The organism is Ensifer canadensis (assembly GCF_017488845.2).
Taxonomy (GTDB): Bacteria; Pseudomonadota; Alphaproteobacteria; order Rhizobiales; family Rhizobiaceae; genus Ensifer; species Ensifer canadensis.
Window position 1 is genome coordinate 1,689,678 of record NZ_CP083370.1, and the last position, 24,366, is coordinate 1,714,043.

The following is a 24,366-nucleotide window of genomic DNA, read 5'->3' on the forward strand; positions in this document are numbered from 1 at the left end:
GATGAACAAAAAGCAAGTGATGAACGAACAGCATCATTTCCCCTGGGACCACCCGCGTTTTCGTAGCTGGATTGCAGTCGCGCGCGCCTGTCAGTTGATGCAGCAGACGATGACGCGCTCGCTCGCGCATCTCGACATCAAGCCGCCTCATCTCGACATCCTGATCAACCTCTATCGCTTTGACGGGATCTCGCAGCAGGAGCTTGCCCGCAAGCTGCTGGTGGGGCGGTCCAACATGAGCATGCTGCTGCCGCAGCTGGAAAAACGCGGGCTGATCGAGCGCCGCGGCGACGACAAGGACAAGCGCGTGCTTCGGCTGTCGCTGACACCCACCGGGCGCACGCTGACGGAAGAGGCCATGGAGGTTCAGACCGGCCTCATCGAAAAGTCGATGGAGGGCGCACCGCTCGAGGACTGCATGGTCGTGGCACAATCCATGGAGCGGCTCATCGCCGTTCTGCTCAGGGACGAGAACGAACTCGCCTGACTGCCGGACCGGGCACGAGCCAGTCTTTAGCTGGCTGAGCCTTCCTGTGCCTCGCGGGCTTCCGCTTCCGCCCGCTCGCGCGCGGTTCGCGAGGCGATAATGTCGGACGGCTGCGCGTTGCCTCGGATCAGCTGTCGCCCGGCATAGATGCCGCCGATGGTTTCGAGCGCAAAGCGCTCCTTGTCGAGGTCGCGGAACTCTTCGATCACATCCGCAGCTGTTTCAGCATCCTCGCCCAGAACATTCAGCACTTCAGTGCCAAAAGCGAGCGCCGATTCGAACGTCTCGCGGATCTCGAAGTCCACCCCGGCGTGCAGGAGGTCGATGGCATGACCGCGGTCGAACGCGCGCGCCAGCACGGGCACCAGCGGAAACTCCTCCTTGGCGGTGTGGGCGATCTTGATCGCCGCCGCCTTGTCGTCGACGCAGATGAGGATTGCCCTTGCGGTGGCTGCGCCTGCCGCGTGCAGGATATCGCTGCGGGATCCATCGCCGTAAAAGACCGGAAGCCGAAGTTCGAAGCGTCGCGCACGAAGTCCGCATCCTTGTCGATCAGCGAGAGCTTGTAACCGCGCGCCAGCAACGGCTGGCTGACGATCTGGCCGAAACGGCCGAAGCCGATCATCAGCACCGTGCCTTCGACATTCTCAGGCACTTCCAGATCGTCAGTCTTCGGCGGCTCGGGTTTGGCGAGACGGCCATGGATGAAGATTGCGATCGGGGTCAGCATCATCGACAGGATGATCGTCGCCGTTAGCGTCGCATTGGCTTCGGCATCGATGATGCCGGCCGAGACGGCGGCGGCATAGAGCACGAAGGCGAATTCGCCGCCCTGCGCCATCAGCACCGCCCGCTCCAGACTTTCGCTGTGGCAGGCACGCAGCAGCCGCGCGACCGCATAGATCAGCACGCCCTTCAGCGCCATATAGGCGAGCACGGAAATCACAACGACCTGCCAGTTGGCGGCGATCACCGACAGGTCGATCGCCATGCCGGCACCAAGGAAGAACAGGCCGAGCAGGATGCCGCGAAACGGCTCGATATCGGCTTCGAGCTGGTGGCGGAATGCAGACTCAGAAAGCAGCACGCCGGCAAGGAAGGCACCCATCGCCATCGACAGGCCGCTCTGCTGCATCGCCAGCGCCGAACCGAGGACCACAAGCAGCGCCGCTGCGGTCATCACCTCGCGTGCGCCCGCGGCTGCCAACAGCCGGAACAGCGGGTTCAACAGGTAACGACCGGCGATCACCAGCGCCACAAGCGCTGCAAAAGCAATGCCGATCGCCATCCAGCGCTCCGACGGCTCGCTCGCAGCCCCGCTGCTGCCAAGCAGGGTCACGAGCACCAGCAGCGGCACGATTGCCAGATCCTCGAACAGGAGGATCGCGATCATGCGCTGGCCCTTCAGCGTCGAAATCTCGTTTCGCTCCTGCAGCATCTGCATGACGATCGCCGTCGAGGTCAGCACGAAGCCGGTGCCGGCGATGAAGGAGGGAATGGGCGCAAAGCCGAGCTCTAACCCGACACCGGTCAGGCCGGCAATGCAGGCGAGCACCTGTGCCGCGCCAAGGCCAAAGATATCCTTGCGCATGCTCCAGAGCTTCGACGGCTGCATTTCCAGCCCGATGATGAACAGGAACATCACGACGCCGAGTTCGGCCACATGGAGGATCGCCTGCGGCTCGGTGAAGAAGCGCAGGCCGAACGGGCCGATCACCAATCCAGCAATGAGATAGCCGAGCACCGACCCGAGCCCGATGCGCTTGAACAGCGGCACGGCAACGACACCGGCGGTCAACAGCACGACCACCTGCATCAGGTCATTCGCATCAGATGCTTCGGCCAATAGACCCTCTCCTTTTCAGATGGTTCAGCGTGGCTTTTCGGTCTTGTCGCGCGACATGCCCTTGTCGGCGAGTTCCTGCTCGTAAGCCGCAAAAAGCTCCTCGCCCTTCTCGCCCAGCTCGCGGAGATAGGTCCAGGTAAAGATGCCGGTATCGTGAAAATCGTCGAAGCCGATCCGCACGGCGTAGTTTCCGGTCGGCTGCACCGAGATGATCTGGACGTTGCGCTTGCCCGGCACGGTCACCCGCTGACCCGGTCCATGCCCCTGCACCTCGGCAGACGGCGAAAGCACCCGCATCATCTCCGCCGAAAGGTCGAAGGTTGCGCCGTCATTGAAGGCGACGACGAGGCGGTGGCGATCTTTCGATACACGCAGTTCCGTCGGCCAGATTTCGCTCATGATGTCTGCTCCTGTTTTCAAGCTCACGCTTAACTGAAGAATCGCCCGTGGAGAATTACCCGGCTTTTCCAATCAACACTTTGCGACAGGATGCGCCTTGACGCGACCACGTTTGCTGGCGACATTGAAGGGGCTGGGAGAAAGACATTTGAACACAGCAGCGATAGTGAAAGCCGGCGCAAGGCCGCTTGAGGACAGAACCGCCCCGATGATCGATCCGTTCGGCCGGGCGATCACCTATCTGCGCGTGTCCGTTACCGATCGTTGCGATTTCCGCTGCACCTATTGCATGGCGGAACACATGACCTTCCTGCCGAAGAAGGATCTTCTGACGCTGGAAGAACTTCACCGGCTCTGTTCCGCCTTTATCGCCAAGGGTGTGCGCAAGCTGCGGTTGACCGGCGGCGAACCGCTGGTACGCAAGAACATCATGTTTCTGGTGCGCGAACTCGGCCGCGAGATCGAGGCCGGGCGCCTTGATGAGCTGACGCTGACGACCAACGGTTCGCAACTTGCGAAACACGCCGCGGAACTGGCCGATTGCGGCGTGCGCCGCATCAACGTCTCGCTCGACACGCTCGATCCCGCGAAATTCCACCAGATCACCCGCTGGGGCGATCTCGGCAAGGTCATCGAAGGCATCGACGCGGCCCAAGCCGCCGGCATCAAGGTCAAGATCAATGCCGTTGCGCTGAAAGGCTTCAACGACGCCGAGATCCCCGACCTGATGCGCTGGGCGCACGGTCGCGACATGGACCTGACATTGATCGAAACCATGCCGATGGGCGAGATCGAGGAAGATCGCACCGATCACTACATGCCGCTGTCGGAAATGCGCCGGCAGCTTGAGCAGCAGTTCACGCTGTCCGACATCGCCTACAAGACCGGCGGACCGGCCCGTTATGTCGAGGTCGCCGAAACCGGCGGCCGGCTCGGCCTCATCACGCCGATGACCCATAATTTCTGCGAAAGCTGCAATCGCGTCCGGCTGACCTGCACCGGCACGCTTTACATGTGCCTCGGCCAGAATGACGCCGCCGACCTGCGCACAGCACTGCGGGCCTCGGACGACGACGTGTATCTCGGCCAGGTGATCGACGAGGCAATCGGCCGCAAGCCGAAGGGCCACGACTTCATCATCGATCGTGAGCACAACCGCCCGGCCGTTGCCCGCCACATGAGCGTCACCGGCGGCTGATCCGCCCTCTTCTCCCCGCCAGCGGGGAGAAGAGCACGCGTGGCAGCGCTCTCGCCTCCCTTGAGCCTTGAGCCTGCGCGGCGGGCCGGACAAAGGTCAACCGCTACGAAGTGAGTCGGGCAAGGATGCGCGATCGACATGTTGGGAATGGCGCCGTAAACGAGCCGAAGCAGTCGAAAACCTGTCGCGTGGCACGTGCCCTCTCCCCGTCTGCGGGGAGAGGATTAGGGTGAGGGGCAGCCGGCAGATGCCGCCCGCCGGCTCGCTCAAGCCGCGTAGTTCGATCCATAGCCACGGCCATAGGCCTGGCTCGCGACCGTCGAGGTACCGGTCTTGAAACGCTCGATCTTTTCGTTGAGCGCCTCGACCTGCCGGCGCAGGCCGTGGATCTCGGCGGTGTTTTCCTCCACCATGGCCGCATTCTGCTGGGTGAGCAGCTCGACCTCGTGCACCGCCGAGTTGACCTCGTTGAGCCCCGTATATTGGTCGGCGGCGGCGGCCTCGATGTTGCTGACGAGCTGATGGATGGTGCCGATGTGGTCGTTGATCACTGCAAGCGCGTCGCCGGTTTCCTTCACCAGCGCCACGCCGCTTCTGACCTGCGCCGAACTGTCGGAAATCAACCCCTTAATCTCACGCGCAGCACCAGCACAACGCTGGGCGAGCTCCCGTACCTCCTGCGCGACCACGGCAAAGCCGCGACCCGCCTCGCCCGCCCGCGCCGCCTCGACGCCGGCATTGAGCGCCAGAAGGTTGGTCTGGAAGGCGATCTCGTCGACGACGCTGATGATCGTGCTGATCTTCTCGGACGAGCGGTTGATCTCCGCCATGGCGTCGATCGCCTTGGCGACGACCTGGCCAGAATGCTTGGCGTAGGAATTGGTCTCGTCGACCGAGACAGTGGTCTTGCGGGCGCTTTCGGCCGTCGAGCGAACGATCTCTGTCAGCTGGCGCAAGGCGCGCGAGCTTTCCTCGAGCGCGGCCGCCTGCTGCTCCGTCCGCCGCGCCAGTACGCACATCGCTGAGCGTGGCGCGCAGTGCCTCGACAGCGTTGTTGTAGGTGCGCGCCATGATCACGTAGTCGGCCGGCAGGTCTTCCGCCATGCCTTCTTCGAGATTGCCGGCGGCAAGCTCCGCCAGCACGTCAGAAAGCGCGTTAAGCGCCTGCATCTGTTCGGCCTCGATCCTGGCACGCTCTTCGGCGCGGCGGGCTTCGTCTTCCGCCGATAACGTACGGGCGGCCTCCGCCTCGCGTCCCAACCGGACGTTTTCGACCGCGTTGTCGCGGAACACCGCTACAGAACGCACCATGTCGCCGATCTCGTCGCCGCGGTTGCGGCCTTCGATCGCCACGTCGAGATCGCCGTTGGCAAGCCGGGTCATCGTCTCGGTCACGCGCTTCAACGGGCCGCGCAGGGTCTCGACCAGCATCAGGCCGCCGACGATTGCAAGCAGCGTTCCGGCCACCATCGCCACGATCGACATGTCAGCCGAACGCTGGCTGTCGACCTTGCCGGCTTCCTGGGCGCTGCTGACGAAGCTTTCCAGCGTCGCACTCGCACCGGCAACCAGTGTCGAGGCCGCGGTCTTGGCTTCCTGCCAGCGCCCGCCGACGTCGATCAGCGCGGCCGTGCCCTTGTCGATGTTGTCGAGCGACGGCTTGAGCTTGGCCGGCAGGTCACGCAGCGCGGCATTCTTGCCACCAAGCTCCGACAGTTTCGCCGCGCTGTCACGAACGGCCTGAATATCGGCCAGCACCAGATCGCGGCCTTCCGCGTCGAGCTTGCGGTGTAGCTCGCTGATATGCAGCCGCGTGCTGTCTAGCCCCTTGAAGGTATCGCCCATCAGCGCGATCAGCGTCTTCAACTGCGAGATCTCGCTGTCCATGCCGACGAAACGCTTGGCGGCTGTGTCGGAGTTCTTGGCCGCTTCCTTGGCGAAGTCGGCCTCGTATTTCGAGAACTTGCTGAGGATCGGCACCAACGCGTTCTTCTTGGTCTCGCTGTCTTCAGCGCCGGCAAGGATCGCCTGGACCTTCAGCGCCAAATCCTTCAGCTCGGCAATCGGCTTTTGAACCTTTTCGGAAGCGATCGTCTCGGCGTCCTCGATCTGCTTGATGAGGTGCGGCAGCAACTTGCCCGCCTGATCGATCTTGGCGTCGGCGTTCGCCGCCATCGTCACCGGTAGGCGGAATTTCTTGATCCGCTCGGCGATCCCCTGATAGGCGGCGGCATCGAACAGCAGCGCCTTGGCAAACGCTTCCTTCTCACCCGATTCCTTGCGGATGATGTCGATCTGTTTGTAGGCGCTGTTGCCCTGCGTCGTCATGTCTGTCAGCGCCGCCTCGAGCGAAGCCGTCACCTGATCCTGTTCGACCTTGATCGACCAGAGCTTTTCGGTCTGGGCGCGCATGGCTTCACCGAGCGACAGCACGGAGGCGATCTCTGACTTGTCAGCCTCGCGCGTCAGTAAGCCGTCAAGCGAACGGACGCCGCTTTCCTGTTCGTCGATCTGGGCGCTGAGCGCCCCTCGCGTTTCTTCGCTCGGCGCATCGGCAAAACTCTGGAGCGCGCTGCGCAGCGCCTGGAAATCCGAGAGATTGTTGATGGTTTCGCGCGTCACGGTCATGTGGCCGTTCAGCGTTCGCGCCGTGAAGAAGCCGATGAGGCCGATACCCGCGATCAGAGCCACCAGAGGAACCACGAAGAGCAGAACCTTCGTGACGATTCGCAGTCGCTGTAATAGACGATCGATGAAAGACATTGCGGACCCCAGATTATTCTTATGTGAGACATGTCCGCGCGGTGGCTTCTTCTTGCTGGAAGCACGGGTGAAATATCGGCGGAAGCACCTCCCAGGCCCCGACCGACATCTCTGGAATGACGCGCCGCCAAGGTTCCGGCGCACGCCATCCACCGATCGCGTCATGCGATTGGAAGCGGAATCATCGATGACGATAGGCAGTGAAACTTAAGATTCCGCGAATAGAAACCGGTTCGGGAGAACGCATTTTCTGCACGGCGGACAGTCTTCGTCCGGGTTGATCTCGCCATTGCCCGAAAATTCTACTTGCGCTGGAAGAAAAATCCGCCGTCGGCGGGTTGGTGTTTGCACAAAATGGCGGCCGATGCTTAAACGGTATGCGAGATCCGGCAACGGATTCGCCTTCCCATCCGCCGTCAGGTTTCCGCCCGATCCGGCGCCGCAGGACAGCCCGCATGCAATCCTCCAGCAATTTCCGCGGCATCGTCTTCATGTGCCTGGCGATGGTCGCCTTCTCCTGCAACGACGCCTTGGTGAAATCGGTGACCGGGGCGATGAATGTCGGCCAAATCCTGTTCGTGCGCGGGCTGCTGACCACCTTGATGGTGATCGTCATCGCCCGGCATTTCCGGGCATTTCGTCCGCTTCGCACCATGATGAAGCCGGTCATCATCCTGCGCATCATCATGGAGGCGCTGGCGTCCATCACCTACATCTCGGCGCTCGGACAGATTCCGCTCGCCAATGCATCCGCGATCATGCAGGCGCTGCCGCTGGCCGTGACGCTCGGCGCCGCCGTATTCCTCGGCGAGCCGGTCGGCTGGCGGCGCTGGACCGCCATCTTCGTCGGCTTCATCGGCGTGCTGATCGTCCTTCGCCCGGGGCCGGAAGGTTTTACACCGGCCGCACTCACGGTCGTTGCCTGTGTCTTCTGCACAGCCACGCGCGATCTTTGCACCCGCCGCATCGACCACGACATCCCCTCGCTCTACATCACGGTGACGACGGCGCTCGTGACGACCCTGGTCGGTGCCGCAATGATCGTACCGCTTGGCGGATGGCAGTCGATGTCCTCGACCACGCTGACCCACATCGCTGCCGCAAGCCTGCTTCTGATGGTCGGATACCAGACGATCGTGCTTGCCATGCGCGGTGGCGATATCTCCGTTATCGCGCCCTTTCGCTACACCAGCCTGCTGTTTGCGATCACGATCGGCATTTTCTTCTTCTCGGAGAAGCCGGATGCATGGATGCTGCTTGGTGTTGCCGTGATCATCGGTTCCGGCCTCTACACCTTCTATCGCGAGAGCCGGCGCGGCAAGAAGCCGATAGCCCAAAGCTCGCTGACCGGACCGCTCGAATAGGAACAACGAAAGCCCGATGCCAACAGTCAAGACACCAGATGCGAGACACCCACCGTGGCCGGCCGTGATCCTTGCCGGCGGGCTTTCACGCCGGATGGGTCATGCGAAGTCCGGATTGAGCCTCGGCGGAAAGACGATGCTATCGCGGATTATCGACAGGCTCCGGCCACAGGTCGCAAGCATCGCCATCAACCTCAACGGCGCAGCCGAGCAGAAGACGATCGTGGGGCATCCTGTCATCGCCGATACCGTGCCCGGCTTTCTTGGCCCACTCGCCGGTGTATTGACCGCCATGCGCCACACGGCCGCCATCACGCCGGCAGCAACGCATGTCCTCGTCGTGCCCACCGATACGCCCTTCTTCCCGCACGACCTCGCCCAACGCCTGACCGATGCGATGACGCAGCGCGAGCAGATTGCCGTTGCGTTATCCGATGACGCCCTGCATCCGCTTTTTGCCCTATGGCCGGTCGCGCTCGCCGATGACCTAGAACACTGGATCACAACCGACCCAAAACGCCGCGTGCGCGCCTTCATCGAGCGCCATCCATCGGTCACGGTCGATTTTCCGATGACCACCACAGCCAGTGGATTGTTCGACCCCTTCTTCAACGTCAACACACCAGACGATCTGCTGCGGGCAGAGGAATGGCTTCGCATTCTCGGGGAGAACAGCGCATGACTGCGACGAAAATCTTCGGCATCGCCGGCTGGAAGAATTCCGGCAAGACCGGGCTTATGGTCCGGCTTGTCAGCGAACTGACACGGCGCGGCTTCGTCGTCTCGACCGTCAAGCACGCTCATCATGACTTCGACATCGACAAGGTGGGCGCCGACAGCTACCGCCACCGGGAGGCAGGCGCCCACGAAGTCACGATCGTGTCAGGCACGCGCTTCGCGATCATGCATGAACTGCGCGGCGGGCCGGAACCGAGTTTCGAGGAAATCATCGCCCGGCTCGCCCCGTGCGATCTGGTTCTGGTCGAAGGCTACAAGCGCGAGCCGATCCCGAAGATCGAGTCCCGTCGGCTGGAATCGGCCAACCGCGAACCTCTGGCTCCGACCGATCCGCATATCTGCGCCATTGCCGCCGATCACCCGGTTACGGACACGGATCTGCCCGTGTTCGATCTCGACGACACGAATACGATTGCCGATTTTGTCGAGCGCGTGACCGGCTTGCAAAGCAACAGCGGCGCTCGTTAACGCCGTCATGTCATTGCTGAGCAAGCGAAACGCAGGGCTTACCCGCGCGAAGTCACGACACGCGGTCGAACAGAGTCAGTTGGTGGCGCCGACTGTCATTTCATCGGGAATATCGTTGAGGCGGACGAAGCTGTAGCCTTTTGCCTTTAAGTCGAGAATACCGCGAGCGACGCCGGCGCCGGCGGCGTGCGTCGGCTGGTTGATATGGGCGATGATGACGTCGCCGTCCCGGGCGTTGCGGATGCGCTTCTCTGCCATGGCCGCCCCGAGCAGCGACCCGCCGTCGCCATTTACGGAATAGCCGGCGATGCGGTAGCCCATTTCGCGGATCTGGCTCATCGAGGTGTGGGTGTATTTCGCCGTCGCGCCGCGGAACCAGCGTGGTGCGGCAAGGCCATGCGCCTTGATTGCGGCCGCGCCACCGTCGACCTCGGCCGCAACGGCAGCGCTCGAGCCTGCCGCAGCCAACCCATAGACAGAGACCTTGATGTCGATCGGCGGCACATGCATGGCGCCATGATCCTCGATCTCGAACAGGTCCGGGTGCGCCTTCATCATCTCGACCACCAGCCCGTTGCGCTTCAACCAGCGCGCCGTCACAAAGATCGTCGCCGGAATGCGGTTCTCGATCAGGGTTCCGAGGATGCGCATGTCGGTTGCGCCGCTGCAGGCGTCAAGCGTCAACGCCACGCGCGGAGGTTGGTCCCTGCCCAAAGGATTGCTCGGAAGCCGCAGGTCCGGTTCGACGAGTGCCGGCGCCGCAGTGGCGGACTGGGCAAACAGGGCAAGGGAGGCAATGAGAAGAGCAGCGGTTTTCATGGCAATCCGGAATGAAGAAGAAGAATGGAAACGGCAGAAACCCGCCCTGTGACGGGCGGGTTTCCGAAGATTTGCGCGGGCGACTGTGCCCGCGCTTTGATCAGCGCTGGGCGACCGGGCGAACCAGCGGCGTCACGCGGCGAATGGTAACGCGGCGGTTCTGCTGCTCGGCGACCTCGGTGCGAACCTTGAGGAAGCGCTCGCCATAGCCCTGCGTCACCAGGTTTTCGGCAGGAATGCCGTAGACCTCGGTCAGAAGCGAGGCGACCGATTCGGCGCGCTGGTCGGAAAGCACCAGGTTCGAGCGGTCGGAGCCGACAGCGTCGGTATGACCTTCGATGAAGAAGGTTTCACCCGGATCCTTGGCCAGCACCTTCTCCATGGCGGCGGCAACGCTGCGCATGGTCTTTGCCTGCGACATCGACACTTCGGCACTGCCCGTCGGGAAGGTGATGGTGTCGAGGTCGATGCGGCGAACCTTGTCGCGCAGACGCGCGGAGTGCCGCACTTCGTCGATCGTATAGACGCGCTCTACGCGCTCCACCGGCGGTTCGGCCAGGAAGTCGTAGTAGTCACGGTCCGGATCTTCGGAAACATCGGCGATGTATTCGCGAACCGGGATGCGCAGGCGCATCGGCGGCAGCTCGTAGCCGACGTCGATGATCGCCGGACGCGGACCTTCGTCGCGCTCAGGCGCGTAGATCATCAGGTACTCGTTGCCATCACGGTCGACACGCGAGCGCTGCAGGATGTCGCCATAGCGGTTGTAGACCGTGACGATCCGGTAGCCGCCGGGACGAACGATGGTTTCGCGGGTGCGGCCACGCGGCAGCTCGTCGTAGAAGGTCTCTTCCGCATCGCGGCGAAGGCGTGGACGATCGTCGCCGCGAACGAAGATCTGGTCGCCAACGCCGAGGATGACGCGGTTGTCAATCTCCTGCACCACCTCCACATTGGTGACGTTGTTCGTCACGTTGTTGACGGTCGTGTTGTTGTTGATCACCGTGTTGTTGACAATGGTGTTGTTGACGATGTTGGTCGTCTCGGGAACGGCGAATACCGGCACTTCCTCGACGCGCGTGCCCTTCTCGTTCAGGTTCGCTTCGATCTTCTGAGGCAAGTCAGCCTGAATCTCTGCCGGTATCTGCGCCTGCGAAGAGGCGTCATCGGTCGGCGCCGGAGCGGCTTCTTCCTGCGCACGCAGTTCTTCGCGCTGCTTCTGTCGGTCTTCGCGCGACTTGTTGCCGCCGGCATTGTCGGCGTCCTTGTCGCTGTCGAGAACGGCAGCGCCGTTTTCAACCGGCAGAACGACAGTTTCGTCTGACGCCGCGGGATCTTCGGCGATCTTCTGCTTTTCTTCCTCGGTGCGGGTGTCGACCACCTCCGGTACTGGCTGGACCTGAGGCTGCTGCTCAGCCGTCGCCGGCTGCTCGGTGCCCGGAGCCGGCTGTCCCTCGCCTGTCTGCGGCTCGGTTTGAGGCTCGACGGCGGGTGCTACGGCTTCGCCGGCATTCTGCCCGTCGGTTGCAGGCGGCTGTTCACCGGCGTTCTGGCCTTCGGTCGCCGGCGGCTGACCGGTCGTCGCTTCGCCACCAGCCGGCGGGCAAGCGGTGGATGCATCCTGGCCTTCCGGCACGACGCACTCGCCCTGCTGGGCCTTCTTGGCTTCATCGGCCTGGCGCTTGGCTTCTTCCTCGGCGGCCTTCTGCTGCTCGGCCGCCTGGCGGGCGGCTTCGTCCGCAGCCTTCTGCTCGTCCGCGGCCTTCTGCTGGGCTTCGCCTTCGGCAGCCTTCTGCTCGTCGGCGGCCTTCTGGGCTTCGGCGGCCTTTTCCTGTTCGGCAGCCTGGCGCGCAGCTTCGTCTTCGGCCGCCTTCTGCTGTTCGGCGGCCTTCTGTTGTTCTGCCGCCTGACGGGCCGCCTCCTCTTCGGCAGCCTTCTGGGCTTCGGCAGCCTTTTCCTGCTCGGCGGCCTGGCGTGCGGCTTCTTCTTCAGCCGCCTTCTGCTGCTCAGCCGCTTGCTGTTCCTGCTGTTTCCGCGCGGCTTCCTCTTCCGCAGCTCGCTGCGCTTCGGCAGCCTTCTCCTGCTCGGCGGCCTGGCGTGCGGCCTCTTCCTCGGCAGCGCGCTGCTGCTCGGCCGCCTGGCGGGCAGCCTCCTCTTCGGCGGCCTTCTGCTGTTCGGCGGCCTGCTGTTCCTGTTGCTGGCGCTGCGCTTCGGCTTCCGCCGCACGCTGCTGCTCCTCAGCGGCCCGCTGTTGTTCTTCCGCTGCGCGCTGCTGCTCTTCCGCCTGGCGCTGCTGCAGCAGAAGCTCTTCTTCCGATGGCTGCCCGCTTCCTTCCTGCGCCACTTCGAACGGCTTCATCAGGCTGTCGGCAAGGGCTGGTTGCACCGCAAGCGACACCGAGAGCACCGGTAGCGCCACGGTTGCGAATAGTCTGGATCGAATCGACATAGTCTTCCTTCCTCGTCCTGGGAGGTCCCTTACCTGCCACTGTTACCCACCGGACAGCCAGTTCGGCAACAGGGGGTAGGCGTGAATTCTCAAGGGCCTTGATCCAAGCTTCCGGCTTTTTTGTGTTGCCGGCCAAACGAGCCGCCAACCCAACGCCCGCACCTCAGATCGGTTCCCGTAATAGGGCTAACCAAAGCAAGATTAACCGCCCCTGAACGCACCGTTCATGTTCGCTTGGATCATGGCCAGTGCAATCTCCGGTCGAAATTCTTTTCCCGGCGAGCGTTGTCGCTTTCCAGTTGATTTTTGCGGGAAAACAGTACGAATATCGCCTCAACCGGTGGCAAGCGCCCCGGTCAAGATAGGCATCCGTGAAGAACAAGAAACCGGATGTCGGCCAACAGAGAGGACTATCATGCGTATTTCCAGACGGCTGGCAGCCGCCGCATCGGCTGCCGTTTTCGTGCTCATGGCTGGCTCTGCCATGGCAGATGGCGAAAAGGTCGTTATCGGCACGGAAGGCGCCTACCCGCCCTTCAACAATCTCGAATCAGACGGCACGCTGACCGGCTTCGACGTCGACATCGCCAAGGCCCTCTGCGTCGAGATGAAGGTCGAATGCACGTTCGTGACGCAGGACTGGGACGGCATCATTCCGGCACTAATCGCCAAGAAGTTCGATGCAATCATCGCCTCCATGTCGATCACTGCCGAGCGCAAGGAAAAGGTCGACTTCACCAACAAGTACTACAACACGCCGCCGGCGATCGTGGTGCCGAAGGATTCGCCGATCACCGAAGCAACCGAGGCAGCACTTGCCGGCAAGTCGCTTGGTGCTCAGGGCTCGACCACCCACTCCAACTATGCCGAAGCGCATATGAAGGAAGCGGACATCAAGCTCTATCCGACCGCTGAAGAGTACAAGCTCGACATCGTCAACGGCCGCATCGACGCGGTGATCGACGACGTCGTCGTTCTTTCCGAGTGGCTGAAGTCGGCTGACGGCGCATGCTGCAAGCTGCTCGGCACGCTGCCGGTTGATCCTGTCATCAACGGCGAAGGCGCCGGCATCGCGGTGCGCAAGGGCGATGACGCGCTGCGCGAGAAGTTCAACAAGGCGATCGAAGCCATCCGCGCCAACGGCAAGTACAAGGAAATCAACGAAAAGTACTTCCCGTTCGACGTTTATGGCAGCTGATCGACGGCTTCCGGCCTGTTTTCCTAGTGAATCATGCCGGAAAAACGTTGGTTGATGAAAAAAATGCAACGGCGGATGGCTTGCCCTTCCGCCGTTTTTGTTTGACAAGAAACTAAAACATAAGCGCGATCCATATCCATAAGAACAGCGCAAAGGGGAATTCTCTGACATGAGCGGGTTGTTTACCGGCTTCTACTCGATCCTAGCCTGGATCGGCTCCATCGTGGATCCATTGTGCGGCCCTGTCGGCGTCTTTCGCTGGCTGGCACCCGGTACGCTCCTTGCCTGCGGCGACGCCGGCTGGGGCGACGAGATCGCCTACGGCTTCGTTGTCACCGCAAGCCTTGCCATCGCGACCTTGCCGGTCGGCCTTCTGATCGGCTTCTTCGTTGCACTCGGCAAACAGTCAGAAGAGCGCACGGTCCGCCTGGCATCGAACATCTACACCACCATCTTCCGCGGTCTGCCGGAACTGTTGACGCTGTTCATCGTCTACTACGGCCTGCAGATTCTGGTGCAGCAGCTTCTGGCATCGTTCGGCTACGAAGGGCCGGTCGAGATCAACGCCTTCTTTGCCGGCATGATCGCGCTTGGCGTGGTCTTCTCGGCCTATTGCTCCGAGGTTCTGCTGTCGGCCTTCAAGGCGATCCCGCATGGCCAGTACGAGGCGGGTGCGGCACTCGGGCTCCATCGCGGCCGCACCATGCGGCTGATCATCCTGCCGCAGCTCGTGCGCATCGCCTTGCCGGGCCTCGGCAATCTCTGGATGGCGCTGCTCAAGGATACGGCTCTGGTCTCGGTCGTCGGTCTGCCCGACATCCTGCGCCAGACCGGCATTGCCGCCCGCGTCACCAAGCAGGCCTTCGAGTTCTTCGGCATGGCCTGCATTCTCTTCTTGGTGCTGGCCATGGTTTCGTCGATCATATTCTCGAACCTTGAACGCTGGACCAAACGCGCGGAGATGGGTCGATGAGCTTCGTCGAAACGATGATCCCGCCGCAAGCGCCGCCACCGGCGCCGCCCAAGCCTTACACCCTGGCGCGCTTCGTCGGCAGCGTAACGCTCGGCATCTGGCTCGCCCTCGGCGTCGGCGTCTTCCTGACTGTCGTCAACGGCTGGGATCCGGCGAAATTCGCCAAATACGGTCCGAGCTTCCTGTCGGGTCTTGGCGTCACCTTGATGCTGGTCGCCTGCTCGGTGGTGCTCGGCGCCCTCCTGTCGCTGCCGGTCGCGCTCGGCCGCATGTCGAAGAACAAGATCTGGTCTTGGCTTGCCTATGGCTACGTCTACTTCTTCCGCGGCACGCCGCTGATCGCCCAGCTCTTCCTGATCTACTACGGCCTCGGCAGTTTCCGCCCGCAGCTCGAATCCGTCGGCCTCTGGTGGTTCTTCCGCGAGGCCTGGAACTGCGCCCTCTTTACCTTCACGCTGAACACCGCCGCCTACCAGGCGGAAATCCTGCGCGGCTCGATCGAGAGCGTGCCGCGCGGTCAGCGCGAAGGTGCAGCCGCCCTCGGGCTGCCGGAGCGCATCGCTTTCTACAAGATCATCCTGCCGCAGGCGATGATCGTGGCGCTGCGCCCCTACGGCAACGAGATCATCCTGATGATCAAGGGTTCGGCCATCGTCGCGATCGTCACCGTGTTCGACCTGATGGGTGAAACGCGCCGCGCCTTTTCGCGCACCTTCGACTACCAGATGTATGTCTGGGCGGCGATCCTCTATCTCCTGATGGTGGAAGTGCTGCGCAATATCTGGGCCTGGCTCGAAAACCGCCTGACCCGGCATCTGAAGCGCTAAAGCGTTATCTCGCCAAGACCGAGTTGAAATGAAATAGCGTGGCAGCACTCTGCATGGAGTGCTGCCAAGCTATTGTTATTACGCCTAAACTTTCTTATTGAAGCAAATATTAGAACTTGATTAATAAATCAAGCGTTTCATCATAAAGACCAACCTTTGCGAGAAGTGAGGTTCATATGACGAACGAAATGGAACTGCAGCTGAAGGGCTACGGCGTGACCACGGCCCAGATCCTCTACCGCATGCCGGATCATCCGACATTCCTGCAGACCTACATCTGGCAGCACTACGACATCGCCCCGGATTTCCCGGAGATGCGCAGCTTCCTGAAGTTCTGGCAGGAAAAGCTGGATGGCCCGTTGCATTCGGTACGCTACGTCCACCGCAAGCTGATCTCGGCCACCGAATGGCGGGCACTCAACGGCGAGTTCATCCTGCACTGAACCCGCCCTCCGCTGCATCAGGTTTCTATTGAGCGCAAAATCATGCAGCCAGGTTGCTGCGCGCCCGGCCCGTCACACTTGACGCGCGGTGCTGTAGAGAACGACGCACCGCCGTCGGCCACAAATGCAACAATCCTTGGCGCCTATGCCGCGTCAGACATGGACCTCGCCATGGGCAAGCTCGCCCTCGCCCGGTTCCTTGTGCAGCGAGCCGTAAAGCACCACTGCGTAGAACAGCACCACCACCATGATGACGGGCCAGCCGGGCAAAGGGCCTAGCGCTGCATTCTCCGTGACATCGATCCAGGAGCGCACGTGCCCGAAGGGCTCGCCATTGGTCGACAGTTTCGGCGACGAGATCTTGAGGGCCCAGGCGAGCAGCAGGATCAGGTACATCCAGCAGTAGTTGCGCTGCAGCCGGCGGCACAACGCCTCGCGGTAGCTCATCAGGAACGCCGGTTTGCGCAGGCTCTTGGCAATCGACGCGGCCCAGTTAAGGTTGGCAGTGCCGTCCGGCGCCAGGATCTGCGCGAAATACCCGCGCTCGAGCTGGCGCACGCGGGCGCGGTAGACGTCGAAGAAGCGATAGCGGCGAGCCTCGATCAGAAGCAGTAACGTGATCAGCAGCATCGCGAACAGCAGCACGCCGTGATGGGAGTTGGGCGTCGACAACGATACCGACAGCAGGGCGGCGACCACGGTAATCGCCCAGTTGGACGTGCGGTCGATGCGATCCCGCCAGCCGGCCATCCGCCCCAATTCGCCGCGATAATAATGCACGACGGCATTGATCTGCTCCTGCGAGGTCTGGGGCAGTGGCGGGCCCTTCGGCTCCTTGATTTCCGTGCCCACAAGCAGCGGACTGAGTTCGGCAGCCATCGGCATTTCCTCCGTCTTTTCTTGTTGTTGCGATCATGAACCCTTTCCCCCTCCGGATAAATCCCGTGCTCGCCGCCGGCCGTCGTTTTTTGCATTTTCGGCGCCCCGGAGACCCAAGGATCTCGGCGGGCTGCATCTTGCGGCGCATTGCCAAAAGCGGCCTTCGGACGTAAGAAGCGCGCATGACCCAGAACACCACGAAAATCGACGAGGAAGCGCTGGCGGAAGCCTACAACCGCGCCCTCACCCTGGAAAAATCCGGCAACTTCGATGCCGCCGCCGATGCCTATGCCGAAGTGCTGGCGCTCGATCCCGAGGATCACGGCGGCGCATCCGTGCGGCTCGCCTCGATGGGGCGCGGCGAAACACCGGTGAAGGCGCCGGACGCCTATGTCGCGACGCTCTTCGATCAGCATGCCGACGTGTTCGACAACGTGCTTGTCGAGCAGCTTGGCTACTGCGTGCCGCTGCTCGTGCGCCAGCGCCTGCAGGCGCTCGAACTCGGTCCTTTCAACCGCGTGCTCGACCTTGGCTGTGGCACGGGCCTGACCGGCGGCGCCCTGCGCGACATGGCCGAAGACATCACCGGCATCGACCTCTCCGAAAACATGGTTGAGATCGCCCACGAGAAGGAGCTCTACGACACCCTCTACGTCGCCGAAGCGGTGGACTTTCTCGACGACAACGACGACGAACCCTTCGACCTGATCGTCGCAACCGACGTTCTGCCCTATATGGGCGCGCTCGAGGCATTGTTCTTCGGCGCCGTCGACAATCTCGTACCCGGCGGCCTGTTCATCTTTTCGAGCGAAACGTTGCCGGCCGAGATCTTCGCCGGTCGCCCCTTCATGGTCGGCGCGCACCAGCGCTTTGCCCATGCCGAGACCTATCTGCGCGAACGCCTGACGGCGACCGGTTTCGAAGTGATCGAAGTCGGCGACATCACCGTACGCATGGAAGAAGGCGAGCCGATCGCCGGCCACCTCGTGATCGCCCGCTTCAAACCTTAAGCAGAAAACAAAAGCTTGCGAGGGAACAGGCGTCCGCCTGTTCCCTCGCCCCTTTCGCGCACCCGCGCCATCGGCTAAACCTCACCCAGAGCAATCGGGAGTGTTTTGGAAATGGCAAAGGTCGCATTCATCGGTCTCGGCGTGATGGGTTACCCCATGGCCGGCCACCTTAGGGTACGTGGCGGACACGAACTGACGGTCTATAACCGCACCTTCGCCAAGGCCGAGAAGTGGGCCGCCGAGGTCGGCGGACGTGCAGTCAAGACGCCGGCGGAAGCGGCCGATGGCGCCGATTTCGTCTTCGCCTGCGTCGGCAACGACGACGACCTGCGCTCGGTCACCACAGGCAAGGACGGCGCCTTCGAAACGCTGGCGGCTGACGCCATCTTCATTGATAACACCACGGCCTCGGCCGAAGTCGCCCGTGAACTTTACGAGGCGGCCCAGGCCCGTGGCGCCCATTTCGTCGATGCGCCCGTGTCCGGCGGTCAGGCCGGCGCCGAGAACGGCGCGCTGACGGTGATGTGCGGCGGTGACGAGCCTGCCTTCGAGCGCGCCAAGCCGGTGATCGACGCCTTTGCCCGCATGGTCGGCTTGATGGGACCGGCCGGCGCCGGCCAGATCACCAAGATGATCAACCAGATCTGCATTGCCGGTCTCGTCCAGGGCCTCGCCGAAGGCATTCACTTCGGCAAGAAGGCCGGTCTCGACATCGAGAAAGTCATCGACGTCATCTCCAAGGGCGCTGCAGGCTCCTGGCAGATGGAAAACCGCCACAAGACGATGAATGCCGGCAAATATGATTTCGGCTTTGCCGTCGACTGGATGCGCAAGGATCTCGACATCGTGCTGACGGAAGCGCGCCGCAACGGCGCCAAGCTGCCGGTGACCGCCCTCGTCGACCAGTTTTATGGCGACGTGCAGGCCATGGGCGGAAACCGCTGGGATACGTCTTCGCTGCTCGCTCGGCTGGAAAAATGAGCCTTTCGCCGACCTCGGGCGCCGGCGACATCATCGAGCACTTGCGGACGCTGCGTTCGCAGGAGAACCTCGCCGGCATGGCACGGTTCGGCATCGTCACCGAGACGGCGCTTGGGCTCTCGAATGTCGAGCTCCACCGGATCACGCGGCTGGTGAAGGTCAACCATGCCCGCGCGCTCGAACTATGGCAGTCCGGCATCCGCGAGGCACGTATTCTCGCCGCCTTCACCGCCGACCCGAAGACGTTGACGCTCGATGATGCAAGGCTCTGGGCCGATGATTGCAATTCCTGGGAGGTCGTCGACACCATCGCCGACGTCTTCGTGGCTGCGCGCTTCGAACAGGTCCTGATCCCGGAGTTCGCGGCGGACACCCGAGAATTCGTTCGCCGCATCGCATTCGCGATGATCGCGACCGCCGCGGTGCATCTGAAGAAGGAGCCGGATGCAAGCCTTCTTGCCTGGCTGCCGCTGATCGAGCGCCACGCCAAAGATGAACGCAACTTCGTCAAGAAGGCGGTCAACTGGGCGCTGCGCCAGATCGGGAAGCGCAACGCCGCCTGTCATGGTCCTGCACTGGCACTTGCCCAAAAACTCGCAGGCAGCACCGATCGCACAGCAAGGTGGATCGGCAAGGACGCCCTGCGTGAACTGAGCAGCGACAAGGTATTGGCGAGGCTCGGTGTCGTCGGCGCCAGCACGGATCGCGCTCAATCCTAGATCGGATCGCCCAACACAAGACGGCTGCTTTGTCGGGCGCAAACCGAACGATCCGGGTCTTCTCAAGAGCTTGACGAATCAAAACGGCAACGCCATCCTTCCCTTGGCGTGACCTTCGCCTAACCTCCCAAGGCCTTCCTCAGCATGGTCTTAAACGGAGGCAAAGGGACTTCTGTCTCGGGCTATTGTCTTGGTCCGATCGTTTCGGACGTGGTTGCTGGGGAACTGACGTCCGCGACGTGAAAGGCCCGACAATGACAAAAAATGGAAATCTCAAGCGCCGCGTCCGTGCTCGCGCAGCCAAAACGGGCGAGTCCTATACATCAGCTCTCAGACACGTTCGGCAAACATCCCCTGATCATCCCGGCGCCAAATCGGTGCGTTTGGCTGTCGCGCAAACGTCGCTCTTCGACGACCCCCACGACATTTCAGGCCTTCGTGCCAGCGGAATGGAAATGCGACGCCTCATGCGGGAAGCACGCGAGACCGGCGCGCGCCTAATACATTTCCCCGAGGGAGCAACGTGCGCGCCCAACAAGCGCATCATGTCTGAAACCGGTCCCAGAGAGATCGGCCCATCCGATTGGAGCAGGTTCGAATGGACGGTTTTGCGTGAGGAGCTAAGCGTAACCAGCCAGCTAGCGAGAGAACTCAAGCTGTGGACGGTATTTGGCTCGGTCCATCAACTCACGCCACCACATTGCCCGCATAACAGCCTTTATGTCGTTTCCGATCACGGAGAACTGGTGACGCGCTACGACGAGCGCATGCTGTCGAACACGAAGATCTCGTTCATGTACGCGCCAGGGAAAATCCCGGTGACATTTGAGGTTGATGGCGTCCGCTTCGGATGCGCACTGGGTATGGAAACGCATTATCCCGAAATCTTCCGAGAATATGAAGGGCTGGACGTCGATTGCGTCCTCTTCTCAACGACAGGCGAAGTCCCTTCCGCTGCGCCGGCTTTCGCGGCTGAGGTGCTGGGCCATGCCGCGAGCAACGCATTTTGGGTCAGCTATTCCGCCCATGCGCGCCAAAGTGTAGTCGTTCCCTCGGGAATAGCCGCGCCCGACGCTCAATGGGCCGCGCAATCTTCGTCAGACGGCACCCCCGCAATCGCTATCGCGGATATCAATCCCAATCCGGAGCATCCTGCACGGCTATGGAGACGAACGGCCGGGCCGATCTTTACATGCCGCATCAGATCCACAGTGATCCAAGGAGCGACGGCCGCAACACATTCTAAGCGGCGTTCTCCGCCGCCCGTTTACCAAGCCTCAATCCTCGCTGGATTTCGCCTGATCGATCATCATGTAGTCGAGCGGAAGCTCGGTCGTGTACTTGATCTGCTCCATCGCGAAAGCTGAGGAGACGTCACGGATCTCGATCTTGGCGATCAGCCGCTTGTAGAAGGCGTCATAGGCGGCGATATCGGGAACGACAACCCGCAGCAGGTAGTCGACGTCGCCGCTCATGCGGTAGAACTCGACGACTTCGGGGAATTCGCCGACCACTTCCGAGAAGCGCCGGAGCCATTCGATCGAATGCGTGTTGGTGCGGATCGACACGAACACCGTAACCTTGGTGTTGATCTTCACCGGATCGAGCAGCGCCACACGGCGGCGGATGACGCCGTCCTCTTCCATCTTCTGGATGCGCCGCCAGCAAGGTGTGGTCGACAGGCCCACCTTCTTGGCGAGGTCAGCAACAGCCAGCGTGGAATCCTCCTGCAACAGGCGCAGGATTTTGCGGTCTAGACGATCCATGATGTCCCTCTCGAATTATTTTTCTTTCTATAGCGTGAAATCGACAAAGATAAAGAATATTTTTTCAGACAATCAACAGACCGACGCGCTCGCGCAGGAACGGCAAAACCTCCGCTTCGAACCACGGATTGCGCTTCAGCCAGCCGGTATTGCGCCAGCTCGGATGCGGCAATGGCAGGATCGCAGGCATGGCGTTGCGCATGGCGTAACGACGCCAGCCGACGACGGTCGCGGTCATTGATTTCGGACAGTCCGGCCCGATATGCCAGCGCTGCGCATAGTGACCGATGGCCAGCACCAGCTCCACCTGCGGCATCGCCGCCATCACGCTCGTGCGCCAATAAGGCGCGCATTCCCGCCGCGGCGGCAGATCGCTGCCATGGGCATCGTAGCCGGGGAAACAGAACCCCATAGGCACGATCGCCAGCTTGTCCCTGTCGTAAAACGTCTCGCGATCGACAGCGAGCCATTGCCGCAGCCGGTCGCCGGAGGCGTCGTTGAAGGGCAATCCGCTTTCATGCACCCGCAGGCCCGGTGCTTGACCCGCGATCAGCACCCGCGCGGAGCTGGAAATGACCGCAACCGGTCGCGGCTCGTGCGGCAGCCGGTCTTCCGCCCCGCGCGCCGGCTGGTCGCGACAGATACGGCAGGCGGCGATAGCGGCGCGAAGTGCTGCGAGATCATCCCGTTCCTCACCCATCGCCGATCCTCGCAAACAGCGCCGATAGGTGGTCGAACAGCCAAAGCCGGATCACCTCAAGCCAACCGTCAACCACATGCGGCGCCTCTTCCGCATGGCGGTTGCTGCGGCGCCAGGCCTGCGGCCGGGTGAACTCGCCGGCCCAAAGCCCGACCCTCTGCCTTTCGGCCGTTGCCTCCTCCTTCTGATAGCGGCCGTAGCTCACGGCATAGCCGGTCGCCACCATCTGGCGCCCGACGTCTCGCCCATTGGTCTCGCAGGTGCCGAGATCGCGGCCATATTTGTCGCGTCCATGCAGGCGACACAGCGTCGTGCCGCCCGAGACCATTGCCTTCAACCGCTTGCGGGCATCCGCCCCACAGTCCCACTCCGCTCCATCGCGTCTGCAGGTCTGGCCGATCTCGGGCGCATCGATGCCTTCTAGGCGTATGCGCCGGCCGTCAAGGCGCAGGCTGTCGCCATCGCTCGCGGTCGCAAACCCCGAGAGTTCTCCTGTCACGGTCCGCTCTGGCGGCGGCAGTTGCGAGGCGACATAGGCGCCGGCGCAGAGCAGCAGGAAAATGACCCAACCGCCGATGGTCCCGATGTGCCCGGCAGGCGCGCCCTTTCCGCCTCCGCCCGTGAACCGATATCTCGATCTGCCCGATCTCAACTTGTCCGCATCCCCTTGTTTTTCGGTGTCTCAAGGCGATCGCCAAACACGATCGCGCCACAATGGTTGTCGAATCCTTCACCTGAGGCAGCAACTTCTTAAGGATTGCTGTCTAGACTGCAACCAGCTGTAACCTTTGCATATATGAGCATGAGTATCGCCGTCAGCACCTCGACAGATAAGATCATCGTCGACAAGTCGCGAAGCCATCGAAACAAGGCTGTTTCGAAGACGGTACGCGCGACGCGCGAACGGCTGCAAGCCGGTTCGTCCGCCCCTTCCGGCTTTGAACGCGAAATGCTCAATCTCTATATCGGGTCCGCCTTGCATGGCGCCATTGCCGTGCCGTTGCTGGTTGCGCTCATCACTGCGGTCGGCATCTACCTTTCTGGCAATCTGAGCATCGTCGTCTGGGCCGTGATGACGCTTTCGACTCACGCCGTCACCGTCTTCCTGGCGCGAAAGGCGCGCAAGGAGGACATCGCCGCCGATAAGGTGCCGGTGTGGCGCCGCCGCTTCCTGATCGGCCAGCTGCTGATGGGCCTTTGCTGGGCGACGTTCGTCACGCAGGACTGCGCAACCTGCGGCGATATCCGCTATGGCCTGTTCGAAGGCGCCGGCCTGTTGATCGCGCTTGCTGCCACCGCGATGGGCACCTTCCTGCTGCGCAATGCCCTGCTCTACACGTTCGTACCTGTCGTCGCCGCTCTCGCCTTTTCCTCGCTGACCACGGCCGATCCGGTTCACGTCGGTCTCACCGGCGTGATCTCGCTGTCTCTGCTGTTCCTCGTCTTCATGACCGACCGCATGAACCGCGCCAATGTGCACATTCTGTCGATGCAATCGGAGAAGGACGACCTGATTGCCGAGCTCGAAGTGGCAAAATCGATGTCGGACGAAGCCCGTCGGCGCGCCGAGGAAGCGAACCTTGCCAAGTCGCGGTTCCTCGCCTCGATGTCGCACGAGCTGCGCACGCCGCTCAACGCCATTCTCGGCTTCTCCGAGGTCATGTCGACCGAAGTTCTCGGGCCGCTCAACAACCCGACCTACAAGGAATATACCAGCGACATCCACCGCTCGGGCGAACATCTCCTGAACCTGATCAACGAGATCCTCGATCTGTCGCGTATCGAGGCCGGCCGCTACGACCTCAACGAAGAGGCCGTCAGCCTGGTCGATATCGCCGACGATTGCATCGGCATGGTCCAGCTTCGCGCCCGCGCCAAGACGATTGCCATCCACGCGCAGTTCGAGCAGGGCATGCCTGCCGTCTGGGTCGACGAAAAGGCCATGCGCCAGGTGATCCTCAACCTGCTGTCGAATGCGGTGAAGTTCACCAGTTCCGGCGGGGAAGTCACCGTCAAGGTCGGCTGGACGGCCGGCGGCGGTCAATATCTTTCGATCAAGGACAATGGCCCGGGCATTCCCGATGAGGAGATCCCGATCGTGCTTTCGGCCTTCGGTCAGGGTTCCATCGCCATCAAGAGCGCCGAACAGGGCACTGGCCTCGGCCTGCCGATCGTGCAGGCGATCCTAGCCAAGCACAATGGCGAGTTCATCCTGCGCTCCAAGCTGCGCGAAGGCACCGAAGCCATCGCCATCCTGCCGGCCCGCCGCGTGCTCGAAAGCCTGCCCGCGGTCGAGGATGTGCCCGCCCCTGCCCGCCGCCGCAAAAGCTTCGCTTGAT

The 24,366-nt window shown here is 62.2% G+C and carries 20 protein-coding genes and 3 pseudogenes; 14 read left to right on the forward strand and 9 right to left on the reverse strand.

Features of this window, described 5'->3' with window-relative positions; genetic code table 11:
• Position 1: 1 nt before the first annotated feature.
• The gene (locus J3R84_RS08260) at positions 2 to 487 is read left to right on the forward strand and encodes a MarR family winged helix-turn-helix transcriptional regulator (RefSeq protein ID WP_025427249.1); all 486 of its coding nucleotides are present in this window, start codon (positions 2 to 4) and stop codon (positions 485 to 487) included.
• 26 nt (positions 488 to 513) lie between these two features.
• On the opposite strand, the pseudogene J3R84_RS08265 reads toward J3R84_RS08260, so the two are convergent.
• Both J3R84_RS08265 and J3R84_RS08270 read right to left on the reverse strand, forming a co-directional pair.
• A pseudogene (locus J3R84_RS08265) lies at positions 514 to 2,303 on the reverse strand (monovalent cation:proton antiporter-2 (CPA2) family protein).
• 54 nt (positions 2,304 to 2,357) lie between these two features.
• Positions 2,358 to 2,732: a gamma-butyrobetaine hydroxylase family protein gene (locus J3R84_RS08270; protein WP_025427251.1), complete on the reverse strand. Its 375-nt coding sequence runs from the start codon at positions 2,730 to 2,732 to the stop codon at positions 2,358 to 2,360.
• 148 nt (positions 2,733 to 2,880) lie between these two features.
• Here J3R84_RS08270 and moaA point away from each other — a divergent pair, with 148 nt between their 5' ends.
• Positions 2,881 to 3,930: a GTP 3',8-cyclase MoaA gene (gene moaA, locus J3R84_RS08275; RefSeq protein WP_025427252.1), complete on the forward strand. Its 1,050-nt coding sequence runs from the start codon at positions 2,881 to 2,883 to the stop codon at positions 3,928 to 3,930.
• A gap of 266 nt (positions 3,931 to 4,196) precedes the next feature.
• Here the strand turns inward: moaA and J3R84_RS08280 are convergent.
• Positions 4,197 to 6,693: pseudogene (locus J3R84_RS08280) on the reverse strand (methyl-accepting chemotaxis protein).
• A gap of 455 nt (positions 6,694 to 7,148) precedes the next feature.
• On the opposite strand from J3R84_RS08280, the gene J3R84_RS08285 reads away from it, so the two are divergent.
• The 3 genes from J3R84_RS08285 to mobB are packed head-to-tail and all read left to right on the forward strand — an operon-like array spanning position 7,149 to position 9,263.
• Positions 7,149 to 8,057 carry a DMT family transporter gene (locus J3R84_RS08285; protein WP_025427254.1) on the forward strand — a complete coding sequence of 303 codons (909 nt, stop codon included), beginning with the start codon at positions 7,149 to 7,151 and terminating at the stop codon, positions 8,055 to 8,057.
• 16 nt (positions 8,058 to 8,073) lie between these two features.
• Positions 8,074 to 8,739 carry a molybdenum cofactor guanylyltransferase MobA gene (gene mobA / locus J3R84_RS08290; RefSeq protein ID WP_203529157.1) on the forward strand — a complete coding sequence of 222 codons (666 nt, stop codon included), beginning with the start codon at positions 8,074 to 8,076 and terminating at the stop codon, positions 8,737 to 8,739.
• The gene (gene mobB / locus J3R84_RS08295; RefSeq protein ID WP_025427256.1) at positions 8,736 to 9,263 is read left to right on the forward strand and encodes a molybdopterin-guanine dinucleotide biosynthesis protein B; all 528 of its coding nucleotides are present in this window, start codon (positions 8,736 to 8,738) and stop codon (positions 9,261 to 9,263) included. The genes mobA and mobB overlap by 4 nt, the downstream gene beginning before the upstream one ends.
• 75 nt (positions 9,264 to 9,338) lie before the next feature.
• On the opposite strand, the gene J3R84_RS08300 is transcribed toward mobB, so the two are convergent.
• Together J3R84_RS08300 and J3R84_RS08305 are read right to left on the reverse strand one after the other, a co-directional pair.
• On the reverse strand, positions 9,339 to 10,082 hold the full coding sequence (locus tag J3R84_RS08300; RefSeq protein WP_025427257.1) for a polysaccharide deacetylase family protein: 744 nt from the start codon (positions 10,080 to 10,082) through the stop codon (positions 9,339 to 9,341).
• A 100-nt stretch (positions 10,083 to 10,182) separates the two neighbouring features.
• Complete coding sequence (locus J3R84_RS08305; protein WP_025427258.1) at positions 10,183 to 12,531, reverse strand: OmpA family protein; 2,349 nt, start codon at positions 12,529 to 12,531, stop codon at positions 10,183 to 10,185.
• 415 nt (positions 12,532 to 12,946) lie between these two features.
• On the opposite strand from J3R84_RS08305, the gene J3R84_RS08310 reads away from it, so the two are divergent.
• From J3R84_RS08310 to J3R84_RS08325, 4 genes are all read left to right on the forward strand, one after another.
• The gene (locus J3R84_RS08310; protein WP_057208703.1) at positions 12,947 to 13,729 is read left to right on the forward strand and encodes an ABC transporter substrate-binding protein; all 783 of its coding nucleotides are present in this window, start codon (positions 12,947 to 12,949) and stop codon (positions 13,727 to 13,729) included.
• A 169-nt stretch (positions 13,730 to 13,898) separates the two neighbouring features.
• Positions 13,899 to 14,702, forward strand: coding sequence for an ABC transporter permease (locus J3R84_RS08315; protein WP_025427260.1), 804 nt, complete (start codon positions 13,899 to 13,901; stop codon positions 14,700 to 14,702).
• Positions 14,699 to 15,529 carry an ABC transporter permease gene (locus tag J3R84_RS08320; protein ID WP_025427261.1) on the forward strand — a complete coding sequence of 277 codons (831 nt, stop codon included), beginning with the start codon at positions 14,699 to 14,701 and terminating at the stop codon, positions 15,527 to 15,529. The genes J3R84_RS08315 and J3R84_RS08320 overlap by 4 nt, the downstream gene beginning before the upstream one ends.
• A 176-nt stretch (positions 15,530 to 15,705) precedes the next feature.
• Positions 15,706 to 15,972, forward strand: a complete 267-nt coding sequence (locus J3R84_RS08325) for an usg protein (protein WP_025427262.1) — start codon at positions 15,706 to 15,708, stop codon at positions 15,970 to 15,972.
• A gap of 153 nt (positions 15,973 to 16,125) precedes the next feature.
• On the opposite strand, the gene J3R84_RS08330 is transcribed toward J3R84_RS08325, so the two are convergent.
• Positions 16,126 to 16,851 carry a DUF2270 domain-containing protein gene (locus tag J3R84_RS08330; RefSeq protein ID WP_025427263.1) on the reverse strand — a complete coding sequence of 242 codons (726 nt, stop codon included), beginning with the start codon at positions 16,849 to 16,851 and terminating at the stop codon, positions 16,126 to 16,128.
• A 182-nt stretch (positions 16,852 to 17,033) separates the two neighbouring features.
• Between J3R84_RS08330 and J3R84_RS08335 the strand changes: the two genes are divergently transcribed.
• The 4 genes and pseudogenes from J3R84_RS08335 (at position 17,034) to J3R84_RS08350 (ending at position 20,807) form a co-directional block, all read left to right on the forward strand.
• Positions 17,034 to 17,861 (forward strand): class I SAM-dependent methyltransferase, encoded by an 828-nt coding sequence (locus J3R84_RS08335; protein WP_057208705.1) that lies wholly within the window; start codon positions 17,034 to 17,036, stop codon positions 17,859 to 17,861.
• Between the two features lie 111 nt (positions 17,862 to 17,972).
• Entirely contained in the window at positions 17,973 to 18,842 is an 870-nt protein-coding gene (locus tag J3R84_RS08340; protein ID WP_203528618.1) for an NAD(P)-dependent oxidoreductase, read from the forward strand.
• A complete protein-coding gene (locus J3R84_RS08345; protein ID WP_025427266.1) occupies positions 18,839 to 19,561 on the forward strand; it encodes a DNA alkylation repair protein in 723 nt (240 codons plus the stop codon). Before J3R84_RS08340 ends, J3R84_RS08345 begins: the two co-directional genes overlap by 4 nt.
• A gap of 254 nt (positions 19,562 to 19,815) precedes the next feature.
• Positions 19,816 to 20,807: pseudogene (locus J3R84_RS08350) on the forward strand (carbon-nitrogen hydrolase family protein).
• A gap of 31 nt (positions 20,808 to 20,838) precedes the next feature.
• Here the strand turns inward: J3R84_RS08350 and J3R84_RS08355 are convergent.
• The 3 genes from J3R84_RS08355 to J3R84_RS08365 form a co-directional block, all read right to left on the reverse strand.
• Complete coding sequence (locus tag J3R84_RS08355; protein ID WP_025427268.1) at positions 20,839 to 21,327, reverse strand: Lrp/AsnC family transcriptional regulator; 489 nt, start codon at positions 21,325 to 21,327, stop codon at positions 20,839 to 20,841.
• A 64-nt stretch (positions 21,328 to 21,391) separates the two neighbouring features.
• On the reverse strand, positions 21,392 to 22,027 hold the full coding sequence (locus J3R84_RS08360) for a uracil-DNA glycosylase family protein (RefSeq protein ID WP_057208708.1): 636 nt from the start codon (positions 22,025 to 22,027) through the stop codon (positions 21,392 to 21,394).
• On the reverse strand, positions 22,020 to 22,679 hold the full coding sequence (locus J3R84_RS08365; protein WP_203528620.1) for a thermonuclease family protein: 660 nt from the start codon (positions 22,677 to 22,679) through the stop codon (positions 22,020 to 22,022). Before J3R84_RS08365 ends, J3R84_RS08360 begins: the two co-directional genes overlap by 8 nt.
• 150 nt (positions 22,680 to 22,829) lie before the next feature.
• On the opposite strand from J3R84_RS08365, the gene J3R84_RS08370 reads away from it, so the two are divergent.
• On the forward strand, positions 22,830 to 24,365 hold the full coding sequence (locus J3R84_RS08370) for a sensor histidine kinase (protein WP_203528622.1): 1,536 nt from the start codon (positions 22,830 to 22,832) through the stop codon (positions 24,363 to 24,365).
• Position 24,366 lies beyond the last annotated feature (1 nt).

What these genes read in the sequence shown, in the direction of transcription:
- J3R84_RS08345 (WP_025427266.1), top strand. Translation starts at nt 18,839, where the DNA reads ATGAGCCTTTCGCCGACCTCGGGCGCCGGCGACATCATCGAGCACTTG.
- mobA (WP_203529157.1), top strand. Translation starts at nt 8,074, where the DNA reads ATGCCAACAGTCAAGACACCAGATGCGAGACACCCACCGTGGCCGGCC.
- J3R84_RS08330 (WP_025427263.1), bottom strand. Translation starts at nt 16,851, where the DNA reads ATGGCTGCCGAACTCAGTCCGCTGCTTGTGGGCACGGAAATCAAGGAG.
- J3R84_RS08300 (WP_025427257.1), bottom strand. Translation starts at nt 10,082, where the DNA reads ATGAAAACCGCTGCTCTTCTCATTGCCTCCCTTGCCCTGTTTGCCCAG.
- J3R84_RS08340 (WP_203528618.1), top strand. Translation starts at nt 17,973, where the DNA reads ATGGCAAAGGTCGCATTCATCGGTCTCGGCGTGATGGGTTACCCCATG.
- J3R84_RS08355 (WP_025427268.1), bottom strand. Translation starts at nt 21,327, where the DNA reads ATGGATCGTCTAGACCGCAAAATCCTGCGCCTGTTGCAGGAGGATTCC.
- J3R84_RS08335 (WP_057208705.1), top strand. Translation starts at nt 17,034, where the DNA reads ATGACCCAGAACACCACGAAAATCGACGAGGAAGCGCTGGCGGAAGCC.
- J3R84_RS08305 (WP_025427258.1), bottom strand. Translation starts at nt 12,531, where the DNA reads ATGTCGATTCGATCCAGACTATTCGCAACCGTGGCGCTACCGGTGCTC.
- mobB (WP_025427256.1), top strand. Translation starts at nt 8,736, where the DNA reads ATGACTGCGACGAAAATCTTCGGCATCGCCGGCTGGAAGAATTCCGGC.
- J3R84_RS08310 (WP_057208703.1), top strand. Translation starts at nt 12,947, where the DNA reads ATGCGTATTTCCAGACGGCTGGCAGCCGCCGCATCGGCTGCCGTTTTC.
- J3R84_RS08360 (WP_057208708.1), bottom strand. Translation starts at nt 22,027, where the DNA reads ATGGGTGAGGAACGGGATGATCTCGCAGCACTTCGCGCCGCTATCGCC.
- J3R84_RS08315 (WP_025427260.1), top strand. Translation starts at nt 13,899, where the DNA reads ATGAGCGGGTTGTTTACCGGCTTCTACTCGATCCTAGCCTGGATCGGC.
- J3R84_RS08370 (WP_203528622.1), top strand. Translation starts at nt 22,830, where the DNA reads ATGAGTATCGCCGTCAGCACCTCGACAGATAAGATCATCGTCGACAAG.
- J3R84_RS08260 (WP_025427249.1), top strand. Translation starts at nt 2, where the DNA reads ATGAACAAAAAGCAAGTGATGAACGAACAGCATCATTTCCCCTGGGAC.
- J3R84_RS08325 (WP_025427262.1), top strand. Translation starts at nt 15,706, where the DNA reads ATGACGAACGAAATGGAACTGCAGCTGAAGGGCTACGGCGTGACCACG.
- J3R84_RS08320 (WP_025427261.1), top strand. Translation starts at nt 14,699, where the DNA reads ATGAGCTTCGTCGAAACGATGATCCCGCCGCAAGCGCCGCCACCGGCG.
- J3R84_RS08270 (WP_025427251.1), bottom strand. Translation starts at nt 2,732, where the DNA reads ATGAGCGAAATCTGGCCGACGGAACTGCGTGTATCGAAAGATCGCCAC.
- J3R84_RS08285 (WP_025427254.1), top strand. Translation starts at nt 7,149, where the DNA reads ATGCAATCCTCCAGCAATTTCCGCGGCATCGTCTTCATGTGCCTGGCG.